This window comes from Colwellia sp. MB3u-45 (assembly GCF_014077005.1).
GTDB lineage: Bacteria > Pseudomonadota > Gammaproteobacteria > Enterobacterales > Alteromonadaceae > Cognaticolwellia.
This window is the reverse complement of record NZ_JACGVC010000049.1, coordinates 314,082-340,303: the sequence shown is the minus strand read 5'-3', so window position 1 is coordinate 340,303 and position 26,222 is coordinate 314,082. Positions and strand designations below refer to the sequence as shown.

Here is a 26,222-nt window from a genome sequence, read left to right as displayed (position 1 = left end):
CGGTGAGCATAATAAAACCTTATGGATCTAATACACCAAACAAGCTAAATGCCATTGCTAAAACATTGTTGGTAACTTTTAGAGTATCTAGTGGCTCGACCATACTTAAAGTCACCACCTTTTATGCCTGGTATTTATCCATTTTTTTGATAAAAAAGTGGAACACTTAATGAATCAAATTGCTATTAGAGATGAAGCACCTAAAGCATGAGTACTTATCTTTTTTAATCTCAACCCAGTTGTCAGTCTAATAGCGTGCCTTGCCCGACAATAGGCCTCTAGCACGGTTCTATTGGCTTAAATCCCTGTAAGCCAATAGCGTAACATGTTTACATTGAACGTGCTTTTTGATGCACAACATCATAGATAGAGCCAAATGATTGTTTTACATTCAGGTCCATATTTATATGGAGTTTTCTTGCTATATCACTAGATGATATAACCCCTCGTATATGATGACTTTTTCTATCTAGCACTAGGCAGTGACGAAGTTGATAATTTTCTAATGTTGACACTACATCACTCACCGAAGCATCTAATAATTCACGATAATCAAAAGCGTGAAAATCCGACTTTGGAATCATTAAATCTTTCACTAACACATCTTCTCGACAAACCCCTTTAGATAGCTTTGCCACAATGTGTTGCTCTGACAATTCATTGGTGCTGATCAGGCCAATAAAGTTATTTTCTTCTGAGACCACAATGTTCATTCTAACGTGGGTTTTTAACATTAATTCTAATGCGGTCACGGCCATAGTATCGCCGTCGATCATAATAGCTTTATGAACTTTAAAATCAGTAAATATTTTTACCGCAGGTGATTGTAAGTTAATTTCTTCAAACTGCTCTGGTGAGACAATATTATCGGTATCTTCTAAGTTAACTAAATGTAATTTTTTCATATTTACCTCTGAATGTTTGCTGCATTTGTTGCCAATAATATCGACGGGTCGATTGATATCTAAACAAATGCTTTTAACTATTTATTTAACCTGACATTAGAATAATGGCCGGCAATATAAATATTAAATTAATGATCAATAACTTGCTGTTATGGGGCGTTATTGAATACTTTTTATTTCTCAACGTTAATAACTTGGTGCTTATCGAAACGAACTCGTTTGATTAAATATAGACTGCTGAGCCAAAATTCACTGTTTTAAATTTTGCATGAAAAAACACGGCAGACACAATGCAAGAAAAATACACAGCTATAAAAATAAGCTTTTCAGGCATTTCATTTATCTCAAAGTCAGTTTTTGGTCTTAGCAAGATATTGCCGTGCTTAACTTATAGGAGCGAGAGCACGACTCATCAAGAAGATAAAACCTTAATATTATGTGATAAGCGTATGGTGAAAAATAAAAGCTGGGGGAGCTCTAGAGTGAAAATTATGAAAATAATACTGCAGAATGAAGGGACTAAAATCACTTAAATTAATATAGTTACAATTTTGAAGCTGCACAATGAATGGGTATAACAATGAAGGGTCATCAAAATCTAGATTGTCAACTTGTTCAATTTCAGCAAGATTCGATTTTGTAAAATTTAAATCACCTAAAGCGGTTAATTCTATTTCATTCGCTGAAACAGCAGGTAATAACATGCTTATAATGAAAAGAAATTTAAACATCGCTTTAAACATTTTTTTAAACATTGCCTAGGTAAATTTAAGGTAAATTATAGTTATGCTTTAAGTGATGGAGTGGTGATAGCCATAATTCAAGTTAAAAAATATAAAAATAGCTCATTAATTACCAAAAGTTAATCGCTCAACTAGCAGAATGTAAGCTTGGGTGTGATGAATACGGTTATATATAACGCACTGTAATACCCAGTTGATTAATTATCTGCTCATTTTTCATGGTTGAAATGAAAAACTACAGGATTACAAAGTTGCATAACGACTGACTAAATTTTCCGCCTTATATTTAGCCATTTTTACTGATGAAAAAGTAGAACACTTAATGAGTTAAATGGGTATAAAACAATTTGTGAATGGAAACTAAAAGAGATACACGCCATGTTGAACAATCAATGTATCTCTTTTTTTGGCTAGTTAAGTTATTTATGCTGGATCTTAAGCGGTTATAAGAACAGATAATATTTTTCTGTGCTATTTGATACGATTCAACGTCAAATTAAGCGCTAATTTAAGCAGCACAGTGAGTTTATTTAAACACTGACCTGTTCAGCTAACACATTTACATCATGTTGCTTTAATAACTCAACCAGCTTGATAAGCGGTAAACCAATTAAAGTGTTGGGATCATCACCTTCCAACTTTTTGAACAAACAAATGCCTAATCCTTCACTTTTAAAACTACCGGCACAGTTATAGGGTTGCTCTGCGTGCAGGTAATTTTCAATGTCGCTTAGCGAAAGCTGATTAAAATGCACTAAAAAAGGCTCTATTAAAGCGGTTGTGTAATCTAAACCGCTGTCATAAACACATAACCCGGTGTAAAAAACGACAGTTTTATTACTAAATTTTTCTAGTTGCTTAACGGCATTTTCAAAGTTATGTGGCTTGCCAAGTATTTCACCGTCACACATAGCTACCTGATCTGAGCCTATAATTAAAGCGTCAGGAAATTCGCCGGCAACTGCTTTAGCTTTTTCAATGGCTAAACGTTCAACTAACTCGACAGGTGACTCGTTGTGAAACGCGCTTTCATCAATATTAGGTTTAGCACAGACAAAGGGAATATTAAGTTTTTCTAAAATTTCTTTACGAAAAGGGGAGGTGGAGCCTAAAACAAGTTTTTTCATTAATATCACTCAAAATATAAACAGATTGCTGTTAATATATGGCCTATCTTGAGTTTTTAAACAAATTTAGCTATTTTTCTTTTGACACTAGGTGATTGGCACCTTATTATGCGCGCCTTATGAAAAATCTTAAACTCCCGATAACGATAGACCCATCCAGAAGCGCACAGCGAAAGTTAGTGTGTGACGGATACTTTGAAGTATCTGGGATGAATAGATTGCTAGCTGTGTGTCAAACACGGTCTGAGCAGGTCCAAGTAAATGCCACTTTTGATGTGGATGAAGTTGGCTTGATAGTAATATCAGGCTCCTCATCGGCAACAGTTGCATTAACTTGTCAGCGATGTACTGAAGAGTTCGAATTGGAACTAGAAGTAAGTTTTACTTTTAGCCCAGTGAAAGACGTTGAAGCTGAAGCTGAGTTGCCGTCATATTATGACGCAATTGAATTAGATGAAAATGGTGAAGTTAACTTGCTTGAGTTAGTGGAGGATGAGTTTTTACTCGCGATTCCATTAATTCCAAGGCATTCGATCAAAGATTGTCAGTCTCCGGCTGATAGTGTTTGGGGTAAATTGCCTGAAGAGCTTGAAAAACCGAGTCCATTTGATGTATTGAAAAAACTTAAATAGTTAATTTTTAGCTAATAACCGAATTTTTAGGAGTAGGCAATGGCAGTTCAAAAGAGCAAAAAGTCTCGTTCAAGACGTGGCATGCGCCGTTCACATGACGCAGTAACGGCAACGCATTTATCAACAGATCCAGTATCTGGTGAAACTCACCGTCGTCACCATGTAACAGCTGATGGCTTTTACAAAGGTGTTAAAGTAATCAATAAGTAATCTGTAACGATTACCTTGATTAATCTAACCATAGCGTTAGATGTTATGGGGGGCGATCAAGGCCCCCACGTAACACTTCCTGCAGCAATGCTCGCAATAGAAAACTTCCCCAATCTTCACTTATTATTGTGTGGTGACGAAGCCGTCATTATTGAAATACTTTCAAAAAAACAATTTTACCCTCATCCAAGAATAACCTTATACCCAACAACCCAAGTTGTTGAGATGAACGATAAACCTATTTTTGCCTTGCGTAATAAAAAGCAATCATCCATGCGCAAGACCTTAGATTTGGTTCACGAAGGCCAAGCACAAGCTTGCGTGAGCGCGGGTAATACAGGGGCACTTTTTTCAATGGCGCACTTTGTTTTAAAAACCTTACCTGGAGTAGAGCGCCCAGCACTCATTTCTGCATTACCTAGCAACAAGCCTGATCAACATGTTTTTATGTTGGATTTAGGGGCGAATGTTTTTTGTGACTCAAACGTATTATATCAATTTGCCATTATGGGATCAGTCATGGCAAAAGAGGTTGACGGTATTGAAAATCCGAAAGTCGCGTTATTAAACATGGGTGAAGAAGAAAATAAAGGCAGTGATCATATCAAACAAACTGCCAGCTATTTACAGGCCAATGATGATATTAATTATATTGGTTTTATAGAAGGTAATGATATTTTTACTAATAAAGCTGATGTTATTGTTTGTGATGGTTTTGTTGGCAATGTTGCGTTGAAAACTTGTGAAGGTGTGGCCAAAATGGTCTACACACAACTACAAGAAATCATCAAAAAACACTTTTTAGCGCGAATTATGGGCAAATTATTGTCTAAGACCTTAAAAAAACTCTTTAAACCCATGAACCCCGACCAGTACAACGGTGCAAGTTTGATAGGATTGCGCGGTATTGTGGTGAAAAGCCATGGTAACGCCAATGTAACCGCATTTTATACGGCGATTACTGAAGCTATTACCGAGGTTGATCGGCAAGTACCGACAAAAATCAAAGATAAGCTTGAACATAGTTTATGCCACAAATAATATTTTTTGGCTATATAGCCGCGTAACAGGTGAATATAAGCTTGAGCAATTACAGCAGCGTAGATCGGGTAATGATTTACGCTGATACAGTGAAAAATTAAATTAAATTAGGTCTAATAATGCAAAATAATTTAGCGTTTGTCTTTCCCGGTCAAGGTTCACAATCTCTAGCTATGTTGGCGGATTTTGCTGAAAATGAAGTAGTACAAAATACTTTTGCGGAAGCATCTGCAGCACTAGGTTACAATTTATGGCACTTGGTTCAACAAGGGCCAGTTGAAAAGTTAAACCAAACAAACTTTACCCAACCTGCGTTATTAACGGCTAGTGTTGCCATTTGGCGTGTATGGCATGCTAATTCATCAATAACACCTAAACTATTAGCAGGTCATAGTTTAGGTGAATACTCAGCGCTAGTGTGCGCAGGGGTGTTATCGTTGGCGGATGCTGTTAAGCTCGTAGAGAAGCGTGGTGAGTTCATGCAAGCATCTGTGCCTGAAGGCGTTGGTGCGATGGCCGCCATTATTGGTCTTGATGATAAAATTATTATTGATGCCTGTGCAAAAGCGGCAAATGATGAAGTTGTTTCAGCGGTGAATTTTAATTCACCTGGCCAGGTGGTTATTGCAGGTCATAAGGCGGCCGTTGAACGAGCGGGTATATTATGTAAAGCAGCCGGTGCAAAACGCGTGCTACCTTTACCGGTAAGCGTGCCATCACATTGTGCATTAATGAAAGATGCGGCAGAAAAGTTAGCAGAAGAATTTAACAATGTTAGCTTTAATGAACCGACTATCCCAGTGGTTAATAATGTTGACGTTGCCACTGAAAACTCGGTTGAAGCTATTAAAATAGCACTCATTAAGCAATTATATAGCCCAGTTCGTTGGACAGAAACTATTCAATATTTAGCGCAACAGGGTATTGAAATTGCGATCGAAGCAGGGCCAGGTAAAGTATTACAGGGCTTGTTAAAACGCATTGATAAAACCATCAGTTGTCAATCTGTTAATGACAGTGCGTCGTTAACTAAAGCATTAGAATCAGTAGAGTAAAATTATATGTTTTCATTAGACGGTAAAGTCATTTTAGTGACGGGCGCAAGTCGTGGTATAGGTAAAGCTATTGCAACACAACTTAAAGCTTTGGGTGGTAATGTTATTGGTACGGCAACCTCTGAACACGGTGCGGCTAATATCAGTGAGTATTTAGGTGAAGGCCAAGGGTTGGTGTTAAATGTCACTGACGATGCCTCAATCAGCGCTATGTTTGATTTAATCAAAGAAAAACATGGTTCAGTTGATGTTTTAGTCAATAATGCGGGTATTACGCGTGACAATTTACTGATGCGTATGAAAGATGATGAATGGAATGATATTATAGAGACCAATCTAACATCGGTCTTTAAAATCAGCAAAGCGGTATTACGCGCTATGATGAAAAAACGCCATGGCCGCATTATCAATATTGGCTCGGTTGTGGGTACAATGGGCAACGCGGGTCAGGTTAACTATGCGACTGCGAAAGCCGGATTACTTGGTTTTACTAAATCTTTAGCACGTGAAGTTGCTTCTCGTGGCATAACCGTTAATACCGTTGCACCTGGTTTTATTGATACAGATATGACCCAAACATTAACGGATGAGCAAAAAGAAGGCATTTTTGCCCAAGTACCGGCCAACCGTTTAGGTAAGCCGGAAGAAATTGCTAACGCTGTTGCTTTCTTAGCATCTGATGGTGCGGCGTATATTACGGGTGAAACATTACACGTAAATGGTGGCATGTACATGGTTTAACACAAGTTTGCTTTTTGGCGATTTTATGTTAAATTCGAACAAATTATATACTGTCAACAGATTAGACCAGCAAAAAAGTAAAATTAGAAGCTTGCATGGTCGGCTTTTGACGAATAAACTACATACAATTCTGAACAATTGTATTTTCTAGTAAAGGAAGAAAAATGAGCACTATTGAAGAACGCGTAAAAAAAATTACTATTGAGCAACTTGGTGTAAGCGAAGACGAAGTTAAAGTTGAAGCTTCTTTTGTTGACGACTTAGGTGCAGATTCTCTAGACACTGTTGAATTAGTAATGGCATTAGAAGAAGAATTCGATACTGAAATTCCAGATGAAGAAGCTGAAAAAATTACAACAGTTCAAGCCGCAATCGATTACGTTACTGCTAACCAGTAATAATAAACGAATGTGATTAATTTCAGGCGGTTTAATTACCGCCTGATTTGTTTTTATAGTTTGAAAATATTTACAGCAAACACTTAACTTAAGTCATATTAAGCGCTAAGTGAGCTGAAATTAAACTCCCGCTTTTATTCAATTCTATCGGAGGCAGCACATCTCATGAGACGCGTTGTAGTAACCGGTCTTGGCATGCTTAGCCCTCTAGGCAACAGCCCTGAATCAACCTGGACAAATCTACTACTTGGTAAAAGTGGTATTGCTGACATTACGCATTTTGATACCACTGAGTATCCAACGCGTTTTGCCGGTTTAGTTAAAGGGTTTGATGCAGAAGACTATATGGCTCGTAAAGATGCCAGAAAAATGGATTTATTTATTCAATATGGCGTTGCTGCAGGTGTGCAAGCCGTTAAAGATTCTGGTATAGAAATTAACGAAGAAAATGCCCCACGTATAGGGGTAGCTATTGGCTCTGGCATTGGTGGTTTAGGTCTTATTGAAGAAAACCATGCTAAATTGTTAAATAATGGTCCACGTAAATTGTCACCATTTTTTGTACCTTCTACCATTATCAACATGATTGCGGGTCATTTATCCATTATGTTTGGCTTGAAAGGCCCCAATATCTCGATTGTTACCGCTTGTACTAGTGGTGTACATAATATTGGCCATGCAGCCCGTATGATAGCCTACGGTGATGCTGATGCTATGGTGGCTGGTGGTGCAGAAAAAGCATCAACCACATTAGGTCTAGGGGGCTTTGGTGCTGCACGTGCCATGTCAACGCGAAATGATGCACCACAACAAGCTTCACGACCATGGGATAAAGACCGCGATGGCTTTGTTCTGGGTGATGGTGCGGGTGTACTTGTACTTGAAGAGTATGAACATGCGAAAGCCCGTGGCGCAAAAATTTATGCTGAACTAGCAGGTTTTGGTATGAGTGGTGATGCCTATCATATGACCTCACCGCCGGCTGATGGTGCAGGTGCGGCTTTAGCAATGAAAAATGCCATCAATGATGCGAAAGTTGATATTGCTAAAATTGGTTATATTAATGCTCATGGCACTTCAACACCGACAGGCGATATTGCCGAAACCAATGCGATTAAATCTGTATTTGGTAGTTCAGCTTTTGATGTCATGGTAGGGTCAACTAAGTCTATGACAGGGCATTTACTCGGTGCTGCCGGTGCTGTTGAAGCAATTTTCAGTATTCAAGCATTAGTTAATAATGCGGTGCCTCCAACCATTAATTTAGATAACCCTGATGAAGGCTGTGATCTTGATTATGTTGCGCATACTGCACGAGATGCTAATTTAGATTACGTGTTGTGTAACTCATTTGGTTTTGGTGGTACAAATGGCTCGTTGATCTTCAAAAGAATTTAGTGAACTGTAGAGATTAAAAAGTCACGTTATTACATCAAATGTAGTTTTAATTTCATTAGCGCTTGAATTTAAAAGCTTAAGCCTGAATACTGCTGTATTCAGGCTTTTTTATGGCAATTATGGTATTAAGTTTTGTAGACGGAAAAATAGCTAATTCGATATCAATTGATGATCGTGGCCTAGCTTATGGTGATGGTTGTTTTACTACCGCTTTGATTACTGATGGTAAAGTGGCTATGTTGCCAGAGCACCTCAATCGTTTGGCACAGCAAAGTCAGCAACTAGGCTTACCTAAAGTAGCCTTACCTGTGCTAGCAGAAAGTATAAGAAAAATCAGCGTAGGAATTAAGATCGGCATCGTCAAAGTTATTATCACCTGTGGTAGCGGCGGTCGTGGCTATTCGCGCCTTGGTGCAGAGCAAGCTAGGGTAATTATTTCCGTTAGTGATTACCCTAAGTTTTATCCTCAATGGCAAAAACAGGGGATTTGCGTAGGGATCAGTGAACAAAAGCTCGGTATTAACCCTATGCTAGCTGGTTTAAAACACTTAAACCGTTTAGAGCAAGTTATGTTAAGAGCCGAGCTAGATAGACGCACAGAAGATGATCTAGTTGCTAGTGATATCAATGGCAGTGTTATTGAATGTTGTAGTGCTAATGTCTTTTGGTTAAAAGCGGGGCAATGGCAAACACCGATATTAACCACTGCCGGTGTAGCTGGCTTAATGCGGGCGAAAATATTGTTAAATAATCCAAATATTCAACAAGATAATTATCCACTGTCTCAATTAGATAATATCGATGCGATGTTTATTAGTAACGCCATTTTAGGTATAGTGCCGGTTAAGATTTTTAATGGTCAACAATTGGATATTTCACAGGTTAAAAGCATACAAAGCCAATGCCTTAACGTTGAAAGCTAAGATATAAAGATGAAAAGATTTTTTTTAAGCCTGTCGTTGTTGGTTAGAAGAACATTAATGACTTTAGCGGTTTGTGTACTATTCAGTATTTTGGCTGTTGTTGGCGTTATGATAATGTCAGAAATGAAAGTTCAGCAGCCACTCGCTATTAAACAAGCTGAGTTTTTAACGATTAAGCCTGGTACTTCATTTAATGCTTTTTCCAAGCAGTTGGTTGATAAAGGCTGGTTGCAAGAGCGTTTTTGGCTACGCAGTTATGTGAAATTTAATCCTCAAGATAGCAAAATAAAGTCAGGAACTTATCAAGTACAGGCAAACATAAGTACAATAGCACTACTTGATTTAGTGGTGTCAGGTAAAGAACACCAATTTTCCATTACCCTTATCGAAGGTAGTACTTTCAAGCAAGTCTTGGCTCAGTTAGCACAACATCAACATATTACCCATCAACTTGCTAATTTAACACTAGTGGCTATTGCGAAAAAATTATCCATAGCGCAAGATAACCCTGAAGGATGGCTGTTTCCTGATACCTATGCGTTTACTCAAGATACAACCGATCTGAGCATTATTAAACGTGCATATGAAAAAATGCAAAGCGCGTTAGCAGTGCAGTGGCATAATAGAGCTGAAAATTTACCCTACAAAACGCCATATCAAGCACTTATCATGGCGTCAATTATTGAAAAAGAAAGTGGCAGGCACACTGAACATCCTCGTATATCGTCGGTATTTGTTAACCGTTTAAATAAAAAAATGCGTTTACAAACCGATCCAACGGTAATTTACGGTTTGGGTGAACGTTACCAAGGTGATATCACTTACGCTCACTTGCGGGAAAAAACCGCTTATAATACCTATAAAATAAAAGGCTTACCGCCAACACCCATAGCGTTACCTGGTGCTCAAGCGCTACAAGCCGCATTAAATCCTGAGTTGAGTGATTATTTGTATTTTGTCAGCAATGGCGCAGGCGAACATATATTCTCTAAAAATCTAGCCGATCATAACCGTGCGGTAACCAAGTATCAGCGTAAGAAAAACTAACGTTCACATTTTAATAAAGTATTTTGGATGATTTCAGCATGAAGAAAGGTAAGTTTATTGTTGTCGAAGGCATAGAAGGCGCAGGTAAGTCATCAGCCATTAGCGTTATTGAAGCTGTGTTAAATAAATATAATATCCCTTTTATAAAAACTCGAGAGCCAGGTGGTACGCCATTAGCCGAAGCTCTGCGAGACATTGTAAAATCAGTCAGTCATGATGAAGCGCTAACGCAAGAAACTGAACTTTTGTTGATGTATGCCAGTCGTAGTCAATTGCTAGTCAATAAAATTTTACCCGCCTTAGCAAAAGGTACGTGGGTGATTGGCGACCGTCATGATTTATCATCACGGGCTTATCAAGGTGGTGGACGACAATTTGACGATGCGATAATGAATACTATAGCTGATGTTACCTTAAAGGGCTTTACACCCGACTTAACCGTTTATTTAGATATTGCGCCAGAATTGGGCTTAGCTCGAGCACAAGCGCGAGGCGAATTAGACCGGATTGAACAAGAGAAAATTGAATTTTTTCAGCGCGTACGCAACAAATATCTAGCTTTAGCACAAGCGTCAGACAGCACAGATATTATAGATGCGAGCCAAGATATGGACCTAGTGCACAAAGCTGTAGTTAAAGCTGTTGAAGCTTTTATTAATAGTAAACAAGGCTAACAGATGAAAACTTGGTTATTGGCGCTTCAGCAGCAATTGTCTCGACAAATTCACGAAAATAAGCTTCCTCATGCCTTGTTATTTTCTGGTGTTGATGGCGCGGGTCAAGAAGAAATAGCACACTGGCTGATCAACGTGCTGCTGTGCCAAGACTTAACACAAGACTTGCCACAAAACAGAAAACAAGAAACAGAAGAAAACTTACGCAAAGTAAGCCAAGTAAGTGAAGAAACGACCAATGCGCAGCCGTTTATTTTTCAACCTTGTGGTTATTGCAAAACTTGCAAGTTGTTTGCCAATGGCAGTTATCCGGATCATCTGACTATCGTTAATGACAAAAATACCATTGGCGTAGATGCAATACGGAAACTGAGCCAATTTTTTGAGAAAACCGCTCATATCGGCATCGCCAAAACAGCCTTAGTCAATCATGCTGACACCATGACCGTATCAGCAGCTAATGCGTTATTAAAAACGTTAGAAGAACCAACATCTCAAAGTTTCATTATGTTAACAACGCATAGCAGTGATGTGCTGTTACCCACTATTATCAGTCGTTGTCAAAAATTTGAAATACGTCCTCCGGTTGGCAAAAAACTTTTGGCTGAATATAAAAAACAGGGTAATGATGCTTTTGTAAACCTTAGCCATCTAAGCGAATTAACAGACGAAGCCACTGCCGTTGCGTTTACCGCGTTTCGTGATAAGGTCAAAGACTATTTATGCGCTCATCAACACCGTGCAGAGATATTAACCTTATTGGTTGAACGTCATGATGGCTTTCGTTGGTTGGAAAAAATCTTAGTTAATTTGATGCGTAATCAATGGGGCTGGCCAACAGCAGGGCATGAAAATCAACAAGCAAGTGTCATCAATAAACAACAGTTATGGCAGGTATATAATTTAGTCCAAGCGGCCAATATTAAGTTAAAGACATTAGTGCAAGTTAACCGGCAGTTTTTAAGTGAAAAATTACTCGCCGATATTAGCCTTGTCGTTGAACAAAAAAAGCAATAAAAACATTAATAAAAAAGCCAACAAAAATAGAGGGATGATTTTGAAAAATATTACACTTGATTTTATGTCAGATCGTGATTTATATCAGTCATATATGCCGTTTATGAAAAATGGTGGTTTATTTGTTCGCACCACAGAGCATTATGAATTAGCCACTGATGTGAACTTGCTTGTGACATTACCTGACTCCTTAGAGCCTTCAAAAATTAAAGGCAAAGTTTCTTGGATCACTCCCATTGGTGCGCAAAACGGTACACCTGCAGGTATAGGTGTTAGTTTTTTTGAAGATCCTGACAATATGCGTAGCCAAATTGACAAAGCGATAGGGCATTTATTGAGTTCATCTGAGCCGACCTTATCAATGTAACATGCTTATTTTTATCTAACTAAAATAGCACTATTGAATATTATGCCCATTGAGAATATTTTTGCGACGTCAGCAACTCATTAATTCAATGGCTATGATAAATACCCAAACTAACCTTTAGCACCTTTGTGCGGAGTAACCCTGTGTTCATAGATTCCCATTGTCATTTAGACCGTTTAAAACTCGAAGATTTTGACAATAATTTAGATAATGTTGTTAATGCGGCCTTGGCAGAAAAGGTTAATACTTTATTGTGTGTTAGCGTTACTTTAGAAGACTTTCCAGCGATGGCAGAAGCAACGGCTAAATATGACAATGTTTGGCTAACCTGTGGTGCGCATCCGCTAAATCAAGCGGATGAAATTGACCCGGCACTATTAACTCGTTTAGCGACCGACCCACGTGTTGTCGCTATTGGTGAAACGGGCCTTGATTATTTTTATGCGCCCGAAACAAAACCAGTGCAGTTAGACTCTTTTCGAAAACATATACGCGTTGCTAATCAGCTAAAAAAACCCCTGATTATCCACACTAGAGGTGCTCAAGAAGATACCTTAGCTATGTTAAGAGCAGAGCAGGCGGAAAATGTTGGCGGCATTTTACATTGCTTTACTGAAAGTTGGGAGATGGCTGAACAAGCAATAGCGATGGGTTTTTATATCTCCTTTTCCGGCATTGTTACTTTTAAAAATGCGACTGATTTAAAAGAAGTGGCGAAAAAAGTACCCTCAGACCGTTTTTTAATTGAAACGGATGCGCCTTATTTAGCACCAGTGCCCCATCGTGGTAAACAAAATCAGCCCGCTTACGTAGTTGAAGTCGCAAAACATTTAGCCAGTATTCGTGGTACTTCGGTTGCAGAGATTGCCCGACAATCGAGTGAGAACTTTCATCGTTTGTTTCCTGAAACTATTCCTGTCAAATAGTGCTACTTCAGAGAATTATTTAATACTATGAGTCAAAACTAACCATAAAACTAAGGCTAGTCTTGTGTGTCATAATATTTATACTAAGAATAAAAATAAAAGAGAGCAGGTTTGTTAAATCGTATTTGGAGCGGATTTTTCTTTGTTGCCTTTATTTCTGCCATAGTGCAATGGCTGGTTTTTGATCAAATTTTAATTTTTGAAGAAATTGTTAACGCCATTTTTGATATGTCTAAGGTAACGGTTGAGATTGCGATTGGCCTGATTGGCATTTTAAGTTTTTGGTTAGGCATGATGAAGATAGCGGAACATGCCGGTATTATCGACAAAATTGCACAGTTTATTTCACCACTATTTGTCCGTCTTATGCCAGAGGTACCCAAAGGGCATCCGGCCATAGGTTCAATGACCATGAACTTGTCGGCAAATTTCTTAGGGTTAGATAATGCGGCTACGCCTTTAGGCTTAAAAGCCATGCAAGATCTGCAATTGCTGAATCCAAACAAAGAAACGGCAAGTGATGCGCAAATACTCTTTCTGGTGTTGAATACTTCCGCGGTAACCTTATTCCCTGTTACTGTTTTTGTTTATCGTGCCCAACAGGGAGCGTTAAACCCGACTGATGTTTTTGTCCCTATTTTATTGGCAACATTTGCCTCAACCCTCGCAGGATTGTTTGCGGTTGCATTTGTGCAAAAAATAAAACTTTATCAGCAAGTTATTTTACTTTATTTAGCCGCAGGCATCGCACTTGTCGGTGGTGTTGTGGTTTATTTCACTACCTTGAGTGCAGAGTTGTTAGCGCAACAATCCTCCTTGATGGGCAATTTACTCATATTCTCCACGCTAATTAGTTTCTTATTCGTCGCCTTAAAACGCAAAGTGAATGTATATGACAGCTTTATTGAAGGGGCTAAACAAGGTTTTGAAACCAGTATAAAAATCATTCCTTATCTGTTGGCCATGTTGTGTGCGATTGGGGTATTTAGAGCCAGTGGCGCTTTAGATATTTTGATTGAAGGCATACGACAGTTAGTGTTGCTTTTTAATGGTGATACTCGTTTTGTTGATGCACTACCTACGGCATTTATGAAGCCCTTAAGTGGCTCTGGCGCTCGTGCTATGATGATAGAAACCATGAATACTCATGGCGCTGATTCATTCGCTGGTCGCTTAGCTTCTATTGTGCAAGGCTCTACTGAAACTACATTTTATGTTTTAGCGGTTTATTTTGGCTCTGTTGGTATTCGTTATAGTCGCCATGCCTTGGCTTGTGGACTTATTGCTGATCTTGCCGGCATTACTGCTGCTATTGGTGTTTGTTATTGGTTTTTTGGCTAACCCTGTCTATTGTCGACACTTGGTGGGCATTGTTAAACATGATAACAAGATGGATTAACGGATGAGTAAATGCGGCTGTATTTTACAAATACGCTTATTTAACATTAGTTTATTTGTTTTTATTTGTTTTTATTGGTGAGTAATTGTAATATCACTTCACGCTATTTCATAGTGTCTACGACTAATGCCTAATGAGTATTGTCGACAATACCCTAGGCTTCACATTGACTATTGCTGAAGAGTTGTTATCATAAGCGCCATATTTTTATATCTGTCGACAATATTAATGGCGTTAAACAACCCTACAACTCAAGCCGCGGTTACTACGGCAGATAAAGTATTTGAGCAAATGCTACACGCCATTGTTGATGGCACCATCAAATCTGGTAGTAAAATTAGTGAGCCAGAACTAGCTAAAAACTATCAAATTAGTCGTTCAACCTTGCGTGAAGCGCTAAATCGTTTGGAAAAATGTCATTTAATTGAACGCAAAGCCAATGTTGGCTCTCGTGTGGTTGAATGTTCAATTGCTGGGCTGTTAGAAATTTACGTCGTTCGCGAAGCACTCGAAGGCATGGCATGTCGCCAAGCCGCGATAAATATGACTGAAGATGAAATTATTGAAATGAAGGTCATGCTTAAGCAGCATGCAAGTGCCAAGGCATTGCGCGACGGTATTGCCTACTATCAAGAAGAAGGTGATTTAGACTTTCACTATAAAGTGATACTCGGTAGTCATAATCAACAACTCATTAATATCTTGTGTGGTCAGCTTTATCACCTTGTTCGTATGTATCGTTGCCAATTTGGAATGAATAGTCCACGAGCAACTAAAGCGTTTGATGAACATTCTCGCATTATTGAAGCGATAGCTGATCGTGATGGTGAATTAGCCGAAATGCTAATGAGGCGTCATATTGCGGCTTCACGCAAAAATATCGAAAAGAAAATTGCCCAGCAACAATAGCGGCAGCTGTAAAGTTAATTTAATACAACATATACACGACTAAAAAAGGATAAAGCAATGTCTAAACAATTATCTCCTGGTGCTAAATTTCGCCAGGCTTTAGCAAATAATAAACCCTTGCAGGTTGTAGGTACCGTTAACGCTTATTGTGCAATGATGGCTGAACAATTAGGTCACCAAGCTATTTACTTATCTGGTGGTGGTGTTGCGAATGCCTCTTATGGCTTACCCGATTTAGGCATGACATCATTAAATGACGTTATTGCCGATGTATCACGTATTACTTCAGCTTGTAGCTTACCGCTTTTAGTGGATATTGATACCGGCTGGGGCGGTGCATTTAATATTGCTAAAACTATTCGTGATATGGAAAAAGCCGGCGCTGCTGCAGTTCACATTGAAGATCAAGTAGCGCAAAAGCGTTGTGGCCATCGTCCGAATAAAGAAATTGTTTCTACAGAAGAAATGGCGGATCGCATTAAAGCGGCTGTTGACGCGCGTATTGATAGCGACTTTTTCATTATGGCTCGCACTGACGCGTTTGCTCAGGAAGGTTTAGAAGCCGCGCTTGAACGTGCTAAAGCCTATGTTGCTGCTGGTGCAGATGGTATTTTTGCTGAAGCTATTCAAACTGAAGCGCATTACCGAGCTTTTACTGAAGCGCTTGATGTGCCGGTATTAGCCAATATTACTGAATTTGGCCAAACAGAATTGTGGAATAAAGCCCAGTTAGGCGAGTGGGGCTGTGCCATGGTGCTTTATCCATTATCTGCATTTAGAGCGATGAATAAAGCAGCAGAGTCTGTTTACAAAACCTTGCTTGCAGATGGTGACCAAAAAACAGAAATCGATAACATGCAAACACGTATGGATTTATATGATTACCTGGGTTACCACGATTATGAGCAAAAGCTTGATGCTTTGTTCTCTGAAGGTAAAAACAAGTAGTTATATCTGTTCTACTTCAACACCTTAAAGTGGAACAGCTATAAGCATTAAAATATATCAATAAGAAACTAAATTTTAACCCTTAACAGTAAATTAATCACTGTTAAGTACTAGGGGAAAGAATAATGAAAGATAAAAAATTATCAGGTGCTGGCTTACGTGGACAAAGTGCTGGCGACACAGCTTTATGTACGGTAGGAAAATCAGGTTCGGGCTTAACTTATTGTGGTTACGATATTGCTGATTTAGCTGAAAATTCAACTTTTGAAGAAGTGGCTTACTTACTCTTCAACGGTGAACTCCCTAATGAAACAGAGCTAGCTAGCTATAAAACTGATTTATTGGCGATGCGTGATTTACCGCAAGCTTTAAAAGCTGTACTTAAGCTGATCCCAAAAGAAGCACATCCAATGGATGTTATGCGCACGGGTTGTTCATTTTTAGGTAATTTAGAACCAGAAAATGATTTTAGTGAACAAAATAAAGCTGCAAACCGCTTGTTATCGGCTTTTCCTGCCATTATGTGTTATTGGTATAAATTTTCACATGAGGGTATAGAAATTGACTGTACTTCAGATGAAGCGTCGCTAGGTGGACATTTTTTACGTCTATTAAATGGTAAAAGTCCGTCTAAACAGCATGAGCGCGTGATGGATGTATCATTAATTCTATACGCTGAGCATGAATTTAATGCCTCTACGTTTACGGCACGTGTTTGTGCTTCAACGCTATCAGATATGTTCTCATGTGTGACCGGTGCTATTGGTACGCTACGTGGGCCACTTCACGGCGGTGCTAACGAAGCTGCAATGGACATGATTGAAAAGTTTAACTCTCCTGCTGATGCCAAAGTACAAATGGCTGGTATGCTTGAGCGTAAAGAAAAAATCATGGGTTTTGGACATGCGATTTACAGCACATCTGATCCACGTAATGTCATCATCAAAGCATGGTCTGAAAAGCTGGCCGCTGAAAATGGCGATACGTCGTTATACGATATTTCAGTAGCCTGTGAAGAGTTTATGTGGGACAGCAAAAAGTTATTTTGTAATGCTGATTTTTTTCATGCCTCAACCTACAATTATATGGGCATTCCAACGAAATTATTTACCCCTATTTTTGTTTGTTCTCGTTTAACGGGTTGGGCGGCTCATGTTATGGAGCAACGTGAAAACAACCGTATTATTCGCCCGTCTGCTGACTACATTGGTGCAGAGCCTCGTAAAGTGCAACCTATCGCTACTAGGTAAGCTAACAGGTAGTTATTACTTAGCATCAGTATAAATAAAAGCCTTATCTATGCTGATAGGGCTGCTATAAGCTGCTAGTGATAATGCCGTGTCATTAATTAAATTACTTAAAAAGAGTCTGTTGTACTCTTTTTTACTATGTGGAGTAAGTTATGAATTACGATTACCGCAAACCTTTGCCAGGTTATAAACACAATGGTGTAACAATAGATTTTTTCGATACACGAGAAGCGATTGAAACAATCAGCCCCGGTGCTTATAAAACACTACCTTACACATCACGTGTGCTCGCTGAACAATTAGTTCGCCGGTGTGACCCTGCAACCTTAACTGATTCGCTAAAGCAAATTATTGAAAGCAAGCAAGATTTAGACTTTCCTTGGTATCCGGCACGTGTGGTTTGTCATGACATTCTTGGTCAAACCGCTTTAGTTGATTTAGCCGGCCTTCGAGATGCCATTGCGGATCAAGGTGGCGATCCAGCTAAAGTTAACCCTGTTGTACCCACACAATTAATTGTCGACCATTCACTCGCCGTAGAAGCTGCTGGCTTTGATAGTGAAGCCTTTGAGAAAAATCGAGCAATTGAAGACCGTCGTAATGAACACCGCTTTCATTTTATTGAGTGGACCAAAACTGCTTTTAAAAATGTTGATGTTATCCCCGCGGGTAACGGCATTATGCATCAAATTAATTTAGAGAAAATGTCGCCGGTTATTCAAGCGCGTGACGGTGTCGCTTTTCCTGATACTTGTGTTGGTACTGATTCTCACACACCACACATTGATGCCTTAGGTGTTATTGCTATTGGTGTTGGTGGTTTAGAAGCCGAAACCGTTATGCTGGGTCGTCCATCTATGATGCGCTTACCCGATATTATCGGTGTAAAGCTGACCGGTAAACGTCAACCGGGCATCACAGCAACGGATATAGTATTAGCGATCACTGAATTTTTACGTAATGAAAAAGTGGTGTCTGCTTACTTAGAATTCTTTGGCGAAGGCACTAGAAGCTTAACTATTGGTGATCGAGCGACTATCTCAAACATGACTCCAGAATATGGTGCATCAGCCGCTATGTTCTACATCGATGAACAAACCATTGATTATTTGAAAATTACCGGGCGTGAACCAGAGCAAATAGCACTGGTTGAAACTTATGCTAAGCACACTGGCCTGTGGGCTGATGATTTAGTAGAGGCGCAATATCCACGGGTTATCGAATTTGATTTATCAAGCGTAGGTCGTAACTTAGCCGGTCCTTCTAATCCACATCGTCGTTTAGCGACAGCTGATTTAGCCTCAAAAAATATCGCTAAAGATCTTGCTGCTTGTAAAGTGCAAGAAGCTAATGGCCAAATGCCTGATGGTGCGGTCATTATTGCCGCTATTACCTCTTGTACAAATACCTCTAATCCGCGCAATGTTGTCGCTGCAGGCCTGATTGCTAAACGTGCAAATGAGCTAGGCTTAGTGCGTAAACCTTGGGTTAAATCTTCATTTGCGCCAGGTTCAAAAGTAGCCAAGCTTTATTTAGAAGAAGCGGGCTTATTGGTTGAAATGGAAAAACTAGGTTTTGGTATTGTAGGTTACGCCTGTACCACGTGTAACGGCATGAGTGGCGCGTTAGACCCAAAGATTCAACAAGAAGTGATTGACCGTGATTTATATGCAACCGCCGTATTATCAGGTAATCGTAACTTTGATGGCCGCATTCATCCGTATGCAAAACAAGCTTTTTTAGCGTCACCCCCTTTAGTGGTTGCTTACGCTATTGCCGGTACTATTCGTTTTGATATTGAAAAAGACATTTTAGGTCAAGATCAAAACGGCAACGACATTACGCTGAAAGACATCTGGCCAAGTGATGAAGAAATTGATGCGATTGTTGCCTCATGTGTCAAACCTGAGCAATTCAAAAAAATCTACACACCAATGTTTGATTTAGGCGCTTTTGAGCCCGCTGAAAGTCCGTTATACGCTTGGGATGAAACCAGTACTTATATTCGTCGTCCTCCTTACTGGGATACAGAGGGACAAGGCGCACTAGCCGGTGAACGTACCATGAAAGGTATGCGGCCGTTAGCGGTATTGGGTGACAACATTACCACCGATCATTTATCACCTTCAAATGCTATTCAATTGGACAGTGCTGCGGGTGCCTACTTACATAAAATGGGCTTACCAGAAGAAGACTTTAACTCGTATGCAACTCATCGTGGTGACCACTTAACCGCGCAACGTGCAACATTTGCTAACCCTAAATTATTTAACGAAATGTGTCGTGATGAAAAAGGTGAAGTTAAGCAAGGCTCACTCACGCGTATTGAGCCCGAAGGTACTGAATCTCGGATGTGGGAAGCCATTGAAACTTATATGGAACGCAAGCAGCCGCTTATTATTATTGCCGGTGCTGATTATGGTCAAGGTTCATCACGCGATTGGGCGGCCAAAGGTGTTCGTTTAGCGGGTGTTGAAGTGATTATTGCTGAAGGTTTTGAGCGTATTCACCGTACTAATTTAGTGGGTATGGGCGTGTTACCGTTAGAGTTTATTAACGGTGAAACTCGTCATACTTACCATATTGATGGTTCAGAAACTTACGATGTAGTGGGTACGCCAACGTCAGGTGGAGCGATGACGGTCGTCATGACGCGACGCTCAGATAAAGGTCAGGGCGAAGTCGTTGAGATTCCAGTAAAATGTCGTTTAGATACTGCTGAAGAAGTGTCTGTTTATGCAGCCGGTGGTGTTTTACAAAAGTTTGCCAACGATTTTTTAGAGTCTAATGGCTAAAGGCTTATTTTTGATGATAGTGGCGTTACCTGTATTGAGCTATAAATATAGCGGGTGTACAGCTGTCTTGTGGTCAATAAAAATAATGGCTTTAGATAGTAAAGGTTAATGAAAAATATAAGCAGCAATTTAATTGCTGCTTTTTTATGTTCAGGGCGAACGGTATGACGTGATCACATGGATGTTAAGGAGCGTCGATGTAATCAACGAACGTTTTGACGTGATCACATGGATGTGAAGGAACGTCGATGCGCTAAACGAACACTAAATTTCTCACATGGAAGGTGAGTAAAGTGGCTCATATTGATAAAATTTAGAGGTGTTAAATGTCTTCAGTTTCTCAAATAAAAATCCCCGCAACCTATATGCGAGGTGGTACGTCAAAAGGTGTATTTTTTAATCTTACTGACTTGCCAGAGCGTTGCCAAATAGCGGGGCAAGCTCGTGATAATATGCTACTTCGAGTTATTGGTAGTCCAGATCCCTACGGTAAACAAACCGATGGTATGGGTGGGGCTACATCAAGTACCAGTAAAACCGTTATTTTGGCTAAAAGTGCTGTGGTAGATCACGACGTTGACTATTTATTTGGTCAAGTGGCGATAGATAAAGCGTTTGTTGATTGGAGTGGTAATTGTGGGAATTTGACCGCTGCAGTGGGCTCATTTGCCATTATGTCGGGTTTAGTTGCTGCTAGCCGTATTCCGGAAAATGGTATTTGTACGGTACGTATTTGGCAAAAAAACATTAGCAAAACGATTATTGCTCGCGTGCCTATTACGCATGGGCAAGTACAAGAAACTGGTGACTTTGAACTTGATGGCGTAACCTTTCCTGCTGCAGAAGTACCAGTAGAATTTATAGCGCCTGTTGACCCTAGTGAAGCTATGTTTCCGACAGGTAATGTAGTTGATGAGCTAGCAGTTCCCGCGATAGGTACTTTTAAAGCAGCTACAGTTAAAGTCACTATGATCAGTGCTGGTATTCCCACTATTTTCTTAAATGCTGAAGATATAGGCTACACAGGTACGGAATTACAAGAGGCGATTAATAATGATGAAGCGGCATTAGCACGTTTTGAAACTATTCGTGCTGCTGGCGCAATTAAAATGGGTCTGATAAATGATGTATCTGAAGCCGTTGCACGTCAACATACCCCAAAAGTGGCTTTTGTCAGTGCCGCTAAAGACTATGTAACATCAAGTGGTAAAGCGGTTTGTGCAACGGATATAGACCTACATGTTCGTGCTTTATCTATGGGTAAGTTACATCATGCAATGATGGGCACGGCAGCCGTGGCTATTGGCACTGCAGCCGCAATTCCAGGCACCTTAGTGAATTTAGCCGCTGGCGGTGGCGAACGTGACGCTGTTGTTTTTGGTCACCCATCGGGCACCCTTAAAGTGGGTGCTCAAGCATCAAAGGTTGATGGTATGTGGACGGTAAATAAAGCCATTATGAGCCGCAGTGCTCGGGTATTAATGGAAGGTTGGGTGCGTATTCCTGCGGATTCGTTTTAAGTTCATTACTGGCTTTGATCAGCCATAAAGGCTTTAATAAAGCACTATCAGTAATGCTTTTGATAGTGCTTTTTGTTAATGCACAAGATTTTTTTATTATAAAAGTTGTTATCTATAAAAATTTTTTAAGGCATTTACGTGAGACTAATTAATTGCTATGCGTCATTACAATAGCTCGCTATTGTTCGACTCTATGCTGCTATATTGTGCTATTGACTGAGAGTTATGTAAGCATGCATGATTTATCTATTGGCTATGGCAAAAATAAAACCTATGGCTGTTGAGCAATATGACACTATTTATATAAAGAGATGGTTGCTAAACCGTAAATAAATAATCATCAAGGTTGGCAAAATAAAAGCTTAAAGAAATATATCAAAAAGCGAGTAGTAGACGATTTAACGATGAAAAAATGATAAATGCGCCACTAAAGTTAATATTTATCATAAAATTGCTAGATAATTGCGAATTGCTGCTGATAGCGCTTTAGTTTTCTGCGCTATCAGGGTATGTTATGCGTTTTTATTGTAGGCATCTTCATTAATGACAAAAAACACCTTTTATCGTGACTTATATAAGCAAGTTGAAGCCTTGATCAGTGATGAAACTGATGTGATTGCTAATATGGCCAACGTCAGTGCTTTGTTATTTGAGCAATTAGCAGATGTTAATTGGGTTGGTTTTTACCGTTTGATCAATGACGAACTTGTCCTTGGTCCATTTCAAGGTAAAGTGGCTTGTATCCGTATCCCTTTAGGTCGTGGGGTTTGTGGAACAGCGGCAAGTAAAAATGCAGTACAACGTGTTGCTGATGTGCATGCGTTTGACGGTCATATTGCTTGTGACGCTAGCAGTAATGCTGAAATAGTATTACCTTTAAGGTTGAACGAGAAAGTGATAGCTGTGCTTGATATTGACAGCATAGCGTTCAACCGTTTTGATAGTGATGATCAAGCAGGATTAGAAAAAATAATTAGTTTGTTTGAAAATGTTATGATTAACCATGGCGTGGTAAACTAATGAAAGAATTTATTGTTATTCATGACTACCTAGTTTCAGAAGCCGTTGTTGGCGATTGGGAAGGTGATGAAGAGATAGTTGCTGAGCGTATTAACGAGATTTATCATACCGTTTATGACTTAGCAGAAGAAGATATTGCACCAGAGGTTTTAGAGCAGTTGCTTTCTTTGGTGTGGGACACGTGGATAGGGCAAGAAGCCTTAGCTGAAATCGAAAGTGAAGATATTTATGATTGGTGCCGACATTTGTTGGAAAATCGTGAACAATATCTAGCAGAGCAGAATTAAAATTTTGAAAAGTTGTATTTATGGAAACTAAAATAGAAAGTGAAGTAAAAGTGGTAGCAGACGCGGCAGTTGAAACAACAGTAGCAGACGCAGCAGTTGAAACAACACCAGTAGTAGATGCGGTGGTTGAAACAACGCCAAATGTTGATGCTGAAGTTAAGCGTATTAGCACAAAAGAAATTATTGGCTATTTGGCGGAAAAATTTCCAGCATGTTTTTCTATCGAAGGTGCTGCAAAACCATTAAAAATTGGCATTTTTCAAGATTTAGCAGAAAAGCTGATTGGTGATGAAACGGTAAGTAAAACTCGCCTACGTCAAGCACTTAGACATTACACAAGTAGCTGGCGTTATTTGAAAGCGATTAAATTAGGCTGTTTTCGAATTGATATTGACGGTAATGACTCTGCAGAGATTGATCAAGAACAAGCAGATTATGCCAGCAAAACATTAAAAGAAAGCCAAGAAAAGTTTGGTACCAAAAAACCTAAAGACAAAGTGGCTAAAAAACCTTATAAAGGTAATGCTGCTAAGGGAACTAAGCCGGTTGCTAAAGACTCTACAGATGGTAGCCGTAAAGAAAAATTCAATACGGTAAAATCAACCAAGCGCGTAGTTGCAAAACCAACCGTTACACTTAAACCGGTTGAAACAAGTAATGTTGTTGTTGGCAAAAATATCAAAGTGCAATTGGGACAATCTTCAATGGACGCTGTTATTACAGAAGTTTCTGGCAAAGATGTTAGCGTACAATTAAACTCGGGTATGGTTGTGAAAACACAAGTTAAAAATATTTTTACAGAATAAATTTGGAGTATGTGAATGCATAAATTTTGTTGTATAGCTATAGCGGTATCATTGTCACTTGCCAGCATCTCAGTTTTTGCTGAGACTAAGGTAGACAATGAAAGCTTATTGATACTGGCGCCAGAAAGTCAACATGCTGCCTCTACAAAGCGAATTACGGCACAGTTTACGCGTGCACACTACAAAAAAATAAAAATTGATGACTTACTTTCAGAGCAAATTTTTGATCGTTATATTAAGCAATTAGATTACGCTCGTAACGTATTTCTGGCTGCTGACGTTAAAGGCTTTGAGCAGTATCGTGATGAATTTGATACGGTTATTGCCCGCGGTAAGCTTGATGTTGCCTATGAAATTTACAACCTTAATTTACAACGCCGATTAGAACGCTATCAATATGCACTAAGCCTTTTAGCAAGCGAAAAACCTTTTGATTTTGACCTTGATGAATCCTACGACTTTGATCGTGAAGATGCTCAATGGCCTAACTCTGTTGATGAATTAGACGAGTTATGGCGTAAAAAAGTTAAATATGATGCATTAAATTTAACGTTAGCCGGTAAAGAGTGGGAAAAAATTCAAGAAGTATTAGGCAAACGTTATCGTTACGCGATTAAACGCTTAAAGCAAAGTGAAAGTGAAGATGTGTTTCAAGTCGTCATGAACAGCTTTGCCCGCGTAGTTGAACCACACACTTCATATTTATCTCCCCGTAATGCTGAACGTTTTCAAATGGAAATGAATTTATCACTGGAAGGTATTGGTGCAGTTTTACGTGCAGAAGAAGACTATACCGTTATTCAAAGTGTGGTTTCTGGTGGCCCGGCTGATAAATCTAACGAATTAAACCCTAAAGATCGTATTGTCGGTGTTGCACAAGATGATAAAGAGTTTGTCGACGTTATTGGTTGGCGTTTAGACGATGTTGTTGAACTGATCAAAGGTCCTAAAGGCAGCAAGGTTAGGTTACAAGTTTTAGGCGCAGAATCAGAAGATGACAGCAGCATTAAAGTGGTTTCTATTGTTAGAGATACCATAAAACTTGAAGATCGCGCGGCAAAATCAGAAGTCTATTTTGAAAAAGAAGGTGATGAGAACACTAAAAAACTGGGTGTGATCACTATCCCCAGCTTTTACAACCATCTTTCTCGCGATGTTAAGCTTGAAATAGCTAAACTTAAAGAGGAGAACGTGGCTGGTATCATTGTTGACCTTCGTGGCAATGGTGGTGGCTCGTTAACAGAGGCAACTTTACTTACCGGGCTATTTATTGATAAAGGCCCCGTAGTACAAGTGCGTGATGGTGCTAACCGCGTACAAGTTAACAGTGATAAAGACGGTATTAGTTTTTATGACGGGCCACTGACTGTTATGGTTGATCGCTACAGTGCTTCAGCGTCAGAGATATTCTCAGCAGCCATTCAGGATTATGGACGAGGCATTATTGTTGGTGAACACACTTTTGGCAAAGGCACTGTCCAGCAACATAGAGGTCTAGGCCGTGTCTATGATTTGTACGAAAAACCGTTTGGCAGCATTCAATTTACGATTGCCAAGTTTTATCGCATTAATGGTGGTAGCACCCAACACCGTGGTGTATTACCCGATATTGAATTTCCATCGGCGATAGATCCAGCTGACTGGGGCGAAAGTAAAGAAGAAAACGCCTTGCCTTGGGACCAAATCCCAAAAGCGCAATATAATAAGCTTGATGATATTAGCAAAGATGTATCATATTTGACTTCATTGTACAGTTCACGTGTTGAAAAAAATCAAGAGTTTAATTATTTACTCTCTGATATTGCAGAATATAAAGCTGAAAAAGATGATAAAAATATCTCATTAAACTTAGCCAAGCGCAAAGAAAAAAGAGAAAGTCGTAAGGCTAAGCAATTAAAGCGTGCGAATGAACGACTTACCGTTATGGGTAAAGAAAACGTAGCTGACTTAGATGACTTACCAGAAGATTTAGAAGCACTAGACCCGTTTTTAGACGAAACAGCAAGAATTACCTTTGACTTAGTGTCACTGGGTAAAGTTGCCAAAAAATAGCTGCTTTACTGATGCAATAATGAAAGCCACCT

Annotated in this window: 25 protein-coding genes; 23 read left to right on the top strand and 2 right to left on the bottom strand. The window is 39.4% G+C overall.

All coding sequences use genetic code 11. The features are described from left to right. Positions 1 to 329: 329 nt before the first annotated feature. Both H4J41_RS12495 and H4J41_RS12490 read right to left on the bottom strand, forming a co-directional pair. Positions 330 to 905 (bottom strand): CBS domain-containing protein, encoded by a 576-nt coding sequence (locus tag H4J41_RS12495; protein ID WP_182137776.1) that lies wholly within the window; start codon positions 903 to 905, stop codon positions 330 to 332. A gap of 1,273 nt (positions 906 to 2,178) precedes the next feature. Next, positions 2,179 to 2,775 (bottom strand): nucleoside triphosphate pyrophosphatase, encoded by a 597-nt coding sequence (locus H4J41_RS12490; protein WP_182137777.1) that lies wholly within the window; start codon positions 2,773 to 2,775, stop codon positions 2,179 to 2,181. A 119-nt stretch (positions 2,776 to 2,894) separates the two neighbouring features. Between H4J41_RS12490 and yceD the strand changes: the two genes are divergently transcribed. From yceD to prc, 23 genes are all read left to right on the top strand, one after another. Further along, on the top strand, positions 2,895 to 3,407 hold the full coding sequence (gene yceD, locus H4J41_RS12485; protein ID WP_182137778.1) for a 23S rRNA accumulation protein YceD: 513 nt from the start codon (positions 2,895 to 2,897) through the stop codon (positions 3,405 to 3,407). 39 nt (positions 3,408 to 3,446) lie between these two features. After that, positions 3,447 to 3,617 carry a 50S ribosomal protein L32 gene (rpmF, locus tag H4J41_RS12480; protein WP_077286058.1) on the top strand — a complete coding sequence of 57 codons (171 nt, stop codon included), beginning with the start codon at positions 3,447 to 3,449 and terminating at the stop codon, positions 3,615 to 3,617. Positions 3,618 to 3,632: 15 nt separating this feature from the next. Further along, entirely contained in the window at positions 3,633 to 4,658 is a 1,026-nt protein-coding gene (gene plsX / locus H4J41_RS12475; protein ID WP_220461012.1) for a phosphate acyltransferase PlsX, read from the top strand. 119 nt (positions 4,659 to 4,777) lie between these two features. Continuing rightward, on the top strand, positions 4,778 to 5,713 hold the full coding sequence (gene fabD / locus H4J41_RS12470; protein ID WP_182137779.1) for an ACP S-malonyltransferase: 936 nt from the start codon (positions 4,778 to 4,780) through the stop codon (positions 5,711 to 5,713). A gap of 6 nt (positions 5,714 to 5,719) precedes the next feature. After that, entirely contained in the window at positions 5,720 to 6,454 is a 735-nt protein-coding gene (fabG, locus tag H4J41_RS12465) for a 3-oxoacyl-ACP reductase FabG (RefSeq protein ID WP_182137780.1), read from the top strand. 164 nt (positions 6,455 to 6,618) lie between these two features. Continuing rightward, positions 6,619 to 6,852, top strand: coding sequence for an acyl carrier protein (gene acpP, locus H4J41_RS12460; protein WP_077286054.1), 234 nt, complete (start codon positions 6,619 to 6,621; stop codon positions 6,850 to 6,852). A gap of 165 nt (positions 6,853 to 7,017) precedes the next feature. After that, positions 7,018 to 8,250, top strand: coding sequence for a beta-ketoacyl-ACP synthase II (gene fabF, locus H4J41_RS12455; protein ID WP_182137781.1), 1,233 nt, complete (start codon positions 7,018 to 7,020; stop codon positions 8,248 to 8,250). A 110-nt stretch (positions 8,251 to 8,360) separates the two neighbouring features. Continuing rightward, on the top strand, positions 8,361 to 9,173 hold the full coding sequence (pabC, locus tag H4J41_RS12450) for an aminodeoxychorismate lyase (protein ID WP_182137782.1): 813 nt from the start codon (positions 8,361 to 8,363) through the stop codon (positions 9,171 to 9,173). Positions 9,174 to 9,182: 9 nt separating this feature from the next. Continuing rightward, positions 9,183 to 10,220: an endolytic transglycosylase MltG gene (gene mltG, locus H4J41_RS12445; RefSeq protein WP_259364560.1), complete on the top strand. Its 1,038-nt coding sequence runs from the start codon at positions 9,183 to 9,185 to the stop codon at positions 10,218 to 10,220. A gap of 38 nt (positions 10,221 to 10,258) precedes the next feature. Further along, positions 10,259 to 10,894 (top strand): dTMP kinase, encoded by a 636-nt coding sequence (gene tmk, locus H4J41_RS12440; protein ID WP_182137783.1) that lies wholly within the window; start codon positions 10,259 to 10,261, stop codon positions 10,892 to 10,894. Between the two features lie 3 nt (positions 10,895 to 10,897). After that, positions 10,898 to 11,911 carry a DNA polymerase III subunit delta' gene (locus H4J41_RS12435; RefSeq protein ID WP_182137784.1) on the top strand — a complete coding sequence of 338 codons (1,014 nt, stop codon included), beginning with the start codon at positions 10,898 to 10,900 and terminating at the stop codon, positions 11,909 to 11,911. Between the two features lie 40 nt (positions 11,912 to 11,951). Next, positions 11,952 to 12,278, top strand: coding sequence for a PilZ domain-containing protein (locus H4J41_RS12430; protein WP_259365560.1), 327 nt, complete (start codon positions 11,952 to 11,954; stop codon positions 12,276 to 12,278). A gap of 143 nt (positions 12,279 to 12,421) precedes the next feature. After that, positions 12,422 to 13,204, top strand: coding sequence for a TatD family hydrolase (locus H4J41_RS12425; protein WP_182137785.1), 783 nt, complete (start codon positions 12,422 to 12,424; stop codon positions 13,202 to 13,204). 111 nt (positions 13,205 to 13,315) lie between these two features. Continuing rightward, complete coding sequence (locus tag H4J41_RS12420; RefSeq protein ID WP_182137786.1) at positions 13,316 to 14,545, top strand: nucleoside recognition domain-containing protein; 1,230 nt, start codon at positions 13,316 to 13,318, stop codon at positions 14,543 to 14,545. A gap of 286 nt (positions 14,546 to 14,831) precedes the next feature. Beyond that, positions 14,832 to 15,512, top strand: a complete 681-nt coding sequence (locus H4J41_RS12415) for a GntR family transcriptional regulator (RefSeq protein ID WP_182137787.1) — start codon at positions 14,832 to 14,834, stop codon at positions 15,510 to 15,512. Positions 15,513 to 15,569: 57 nt separating this feature from the next. Beyond that, positions 15,570 to 16,460: a methylisocitrate lyase gene (gene prpB, locus H4J41_RS12410; protein ID WP_182137788.1), complete on the top strand. Its 891-nt coding sequence runs from the start codon at positions 15,570 to 15,572 to the stop codon at positions 16,458 to 16,460. A gap of 125 nt (positions 16,461 to 16,585) precedes the next feature. Beyond that, positions 16,586 to 17,710, top strand: a complete 1,125-nt coding sequence (gene prpC / locus H4J41_RS12405; RefSeq protein ID WP_182137789.1) for a 2-methylcitrate synthase — start codon at positions 16,586 to 16,588, stop codon at positions 17,708 to 17,710. 152 nt (positions 17,711 to 17,862) lie between these two features. Then, on the top strand, positions 17,863 to 20,505 hold the full coding sequence (gene acnD / locus H4J41_RS12400) for a Fe/S-dependent 2-methylisocitrate dehydratase AcnD (protein WP_182137790.1): 2,643 nt from the start codon (positions 17,863 to 17,865) through the stop codon (positions 20,503 to 20,505). Between the two features lie 326 nt (positions 20,506 to 20,831). After that, positions 20,832 to 22,025: a 2-methylaconitate cis-trans isomerase PrpF gene (gene prpF / locus H4J41_RS12395; RefSeq protein WP_182137791.1), complete on the top strand. Its 1,194-nt coding sequence runs from the start codon at positions 20,832 to 20,834 to the stop codon at positions 22,023 to 22,025. A gap of 543 nt (positions 22,026 to 22,568) precedes the next feature. Further along, positions 22,569 to 23,045, top strand: coding sequence for a GAF domain-containing protein (locus H4J41_RS12390; RefSeq protein WP_182137792.1), 477 nt, complete (start codon positions 22,569 to 22,571; stop codon positions 23,043 to 23,045). Next, a complete protein-coding gene (locus H4J41_RS12385; RefSeq protein WP_182137793.1) occupies positions 23,045 to 23,332 on the top strand; it encodes a hypothetical protein in 288 nt (95 codons plus the stop codon). The genes H4J41_RS12390 and H4J41_RS12385 overlap by 1 nt, the downstream gene beginning before the upstream one ends. Before the next feature lie 20 nt (positions 23,333 to 23,352). After that, on the top strand, positions 23,353 to 24,138 hold the full coding sequence (proQ, locus tag H4J41_RS12380) for an RNA chaperone ProQ (RefSeq protein ID WP_182137794.1): 786 nt from the start codon (positions 23,353 to 23,355) through the stop codon (positions 24,136 to 24,138). A 15-nt stretch (positions 24,139 to 24,153) separates the two neighbouring features. Next, entirely contained in the window at positions 24,154 to 26,190 is a 2,037-nt protein-coding gene (gene prc / locus H4J41_RS12375; RefSeq protein ID WP_182137795.1) for a carboxy terminal-processing peptidase, read from the top strand. Positions 26,191 to 26,222 lie beyond the last annotated feature (32 nt).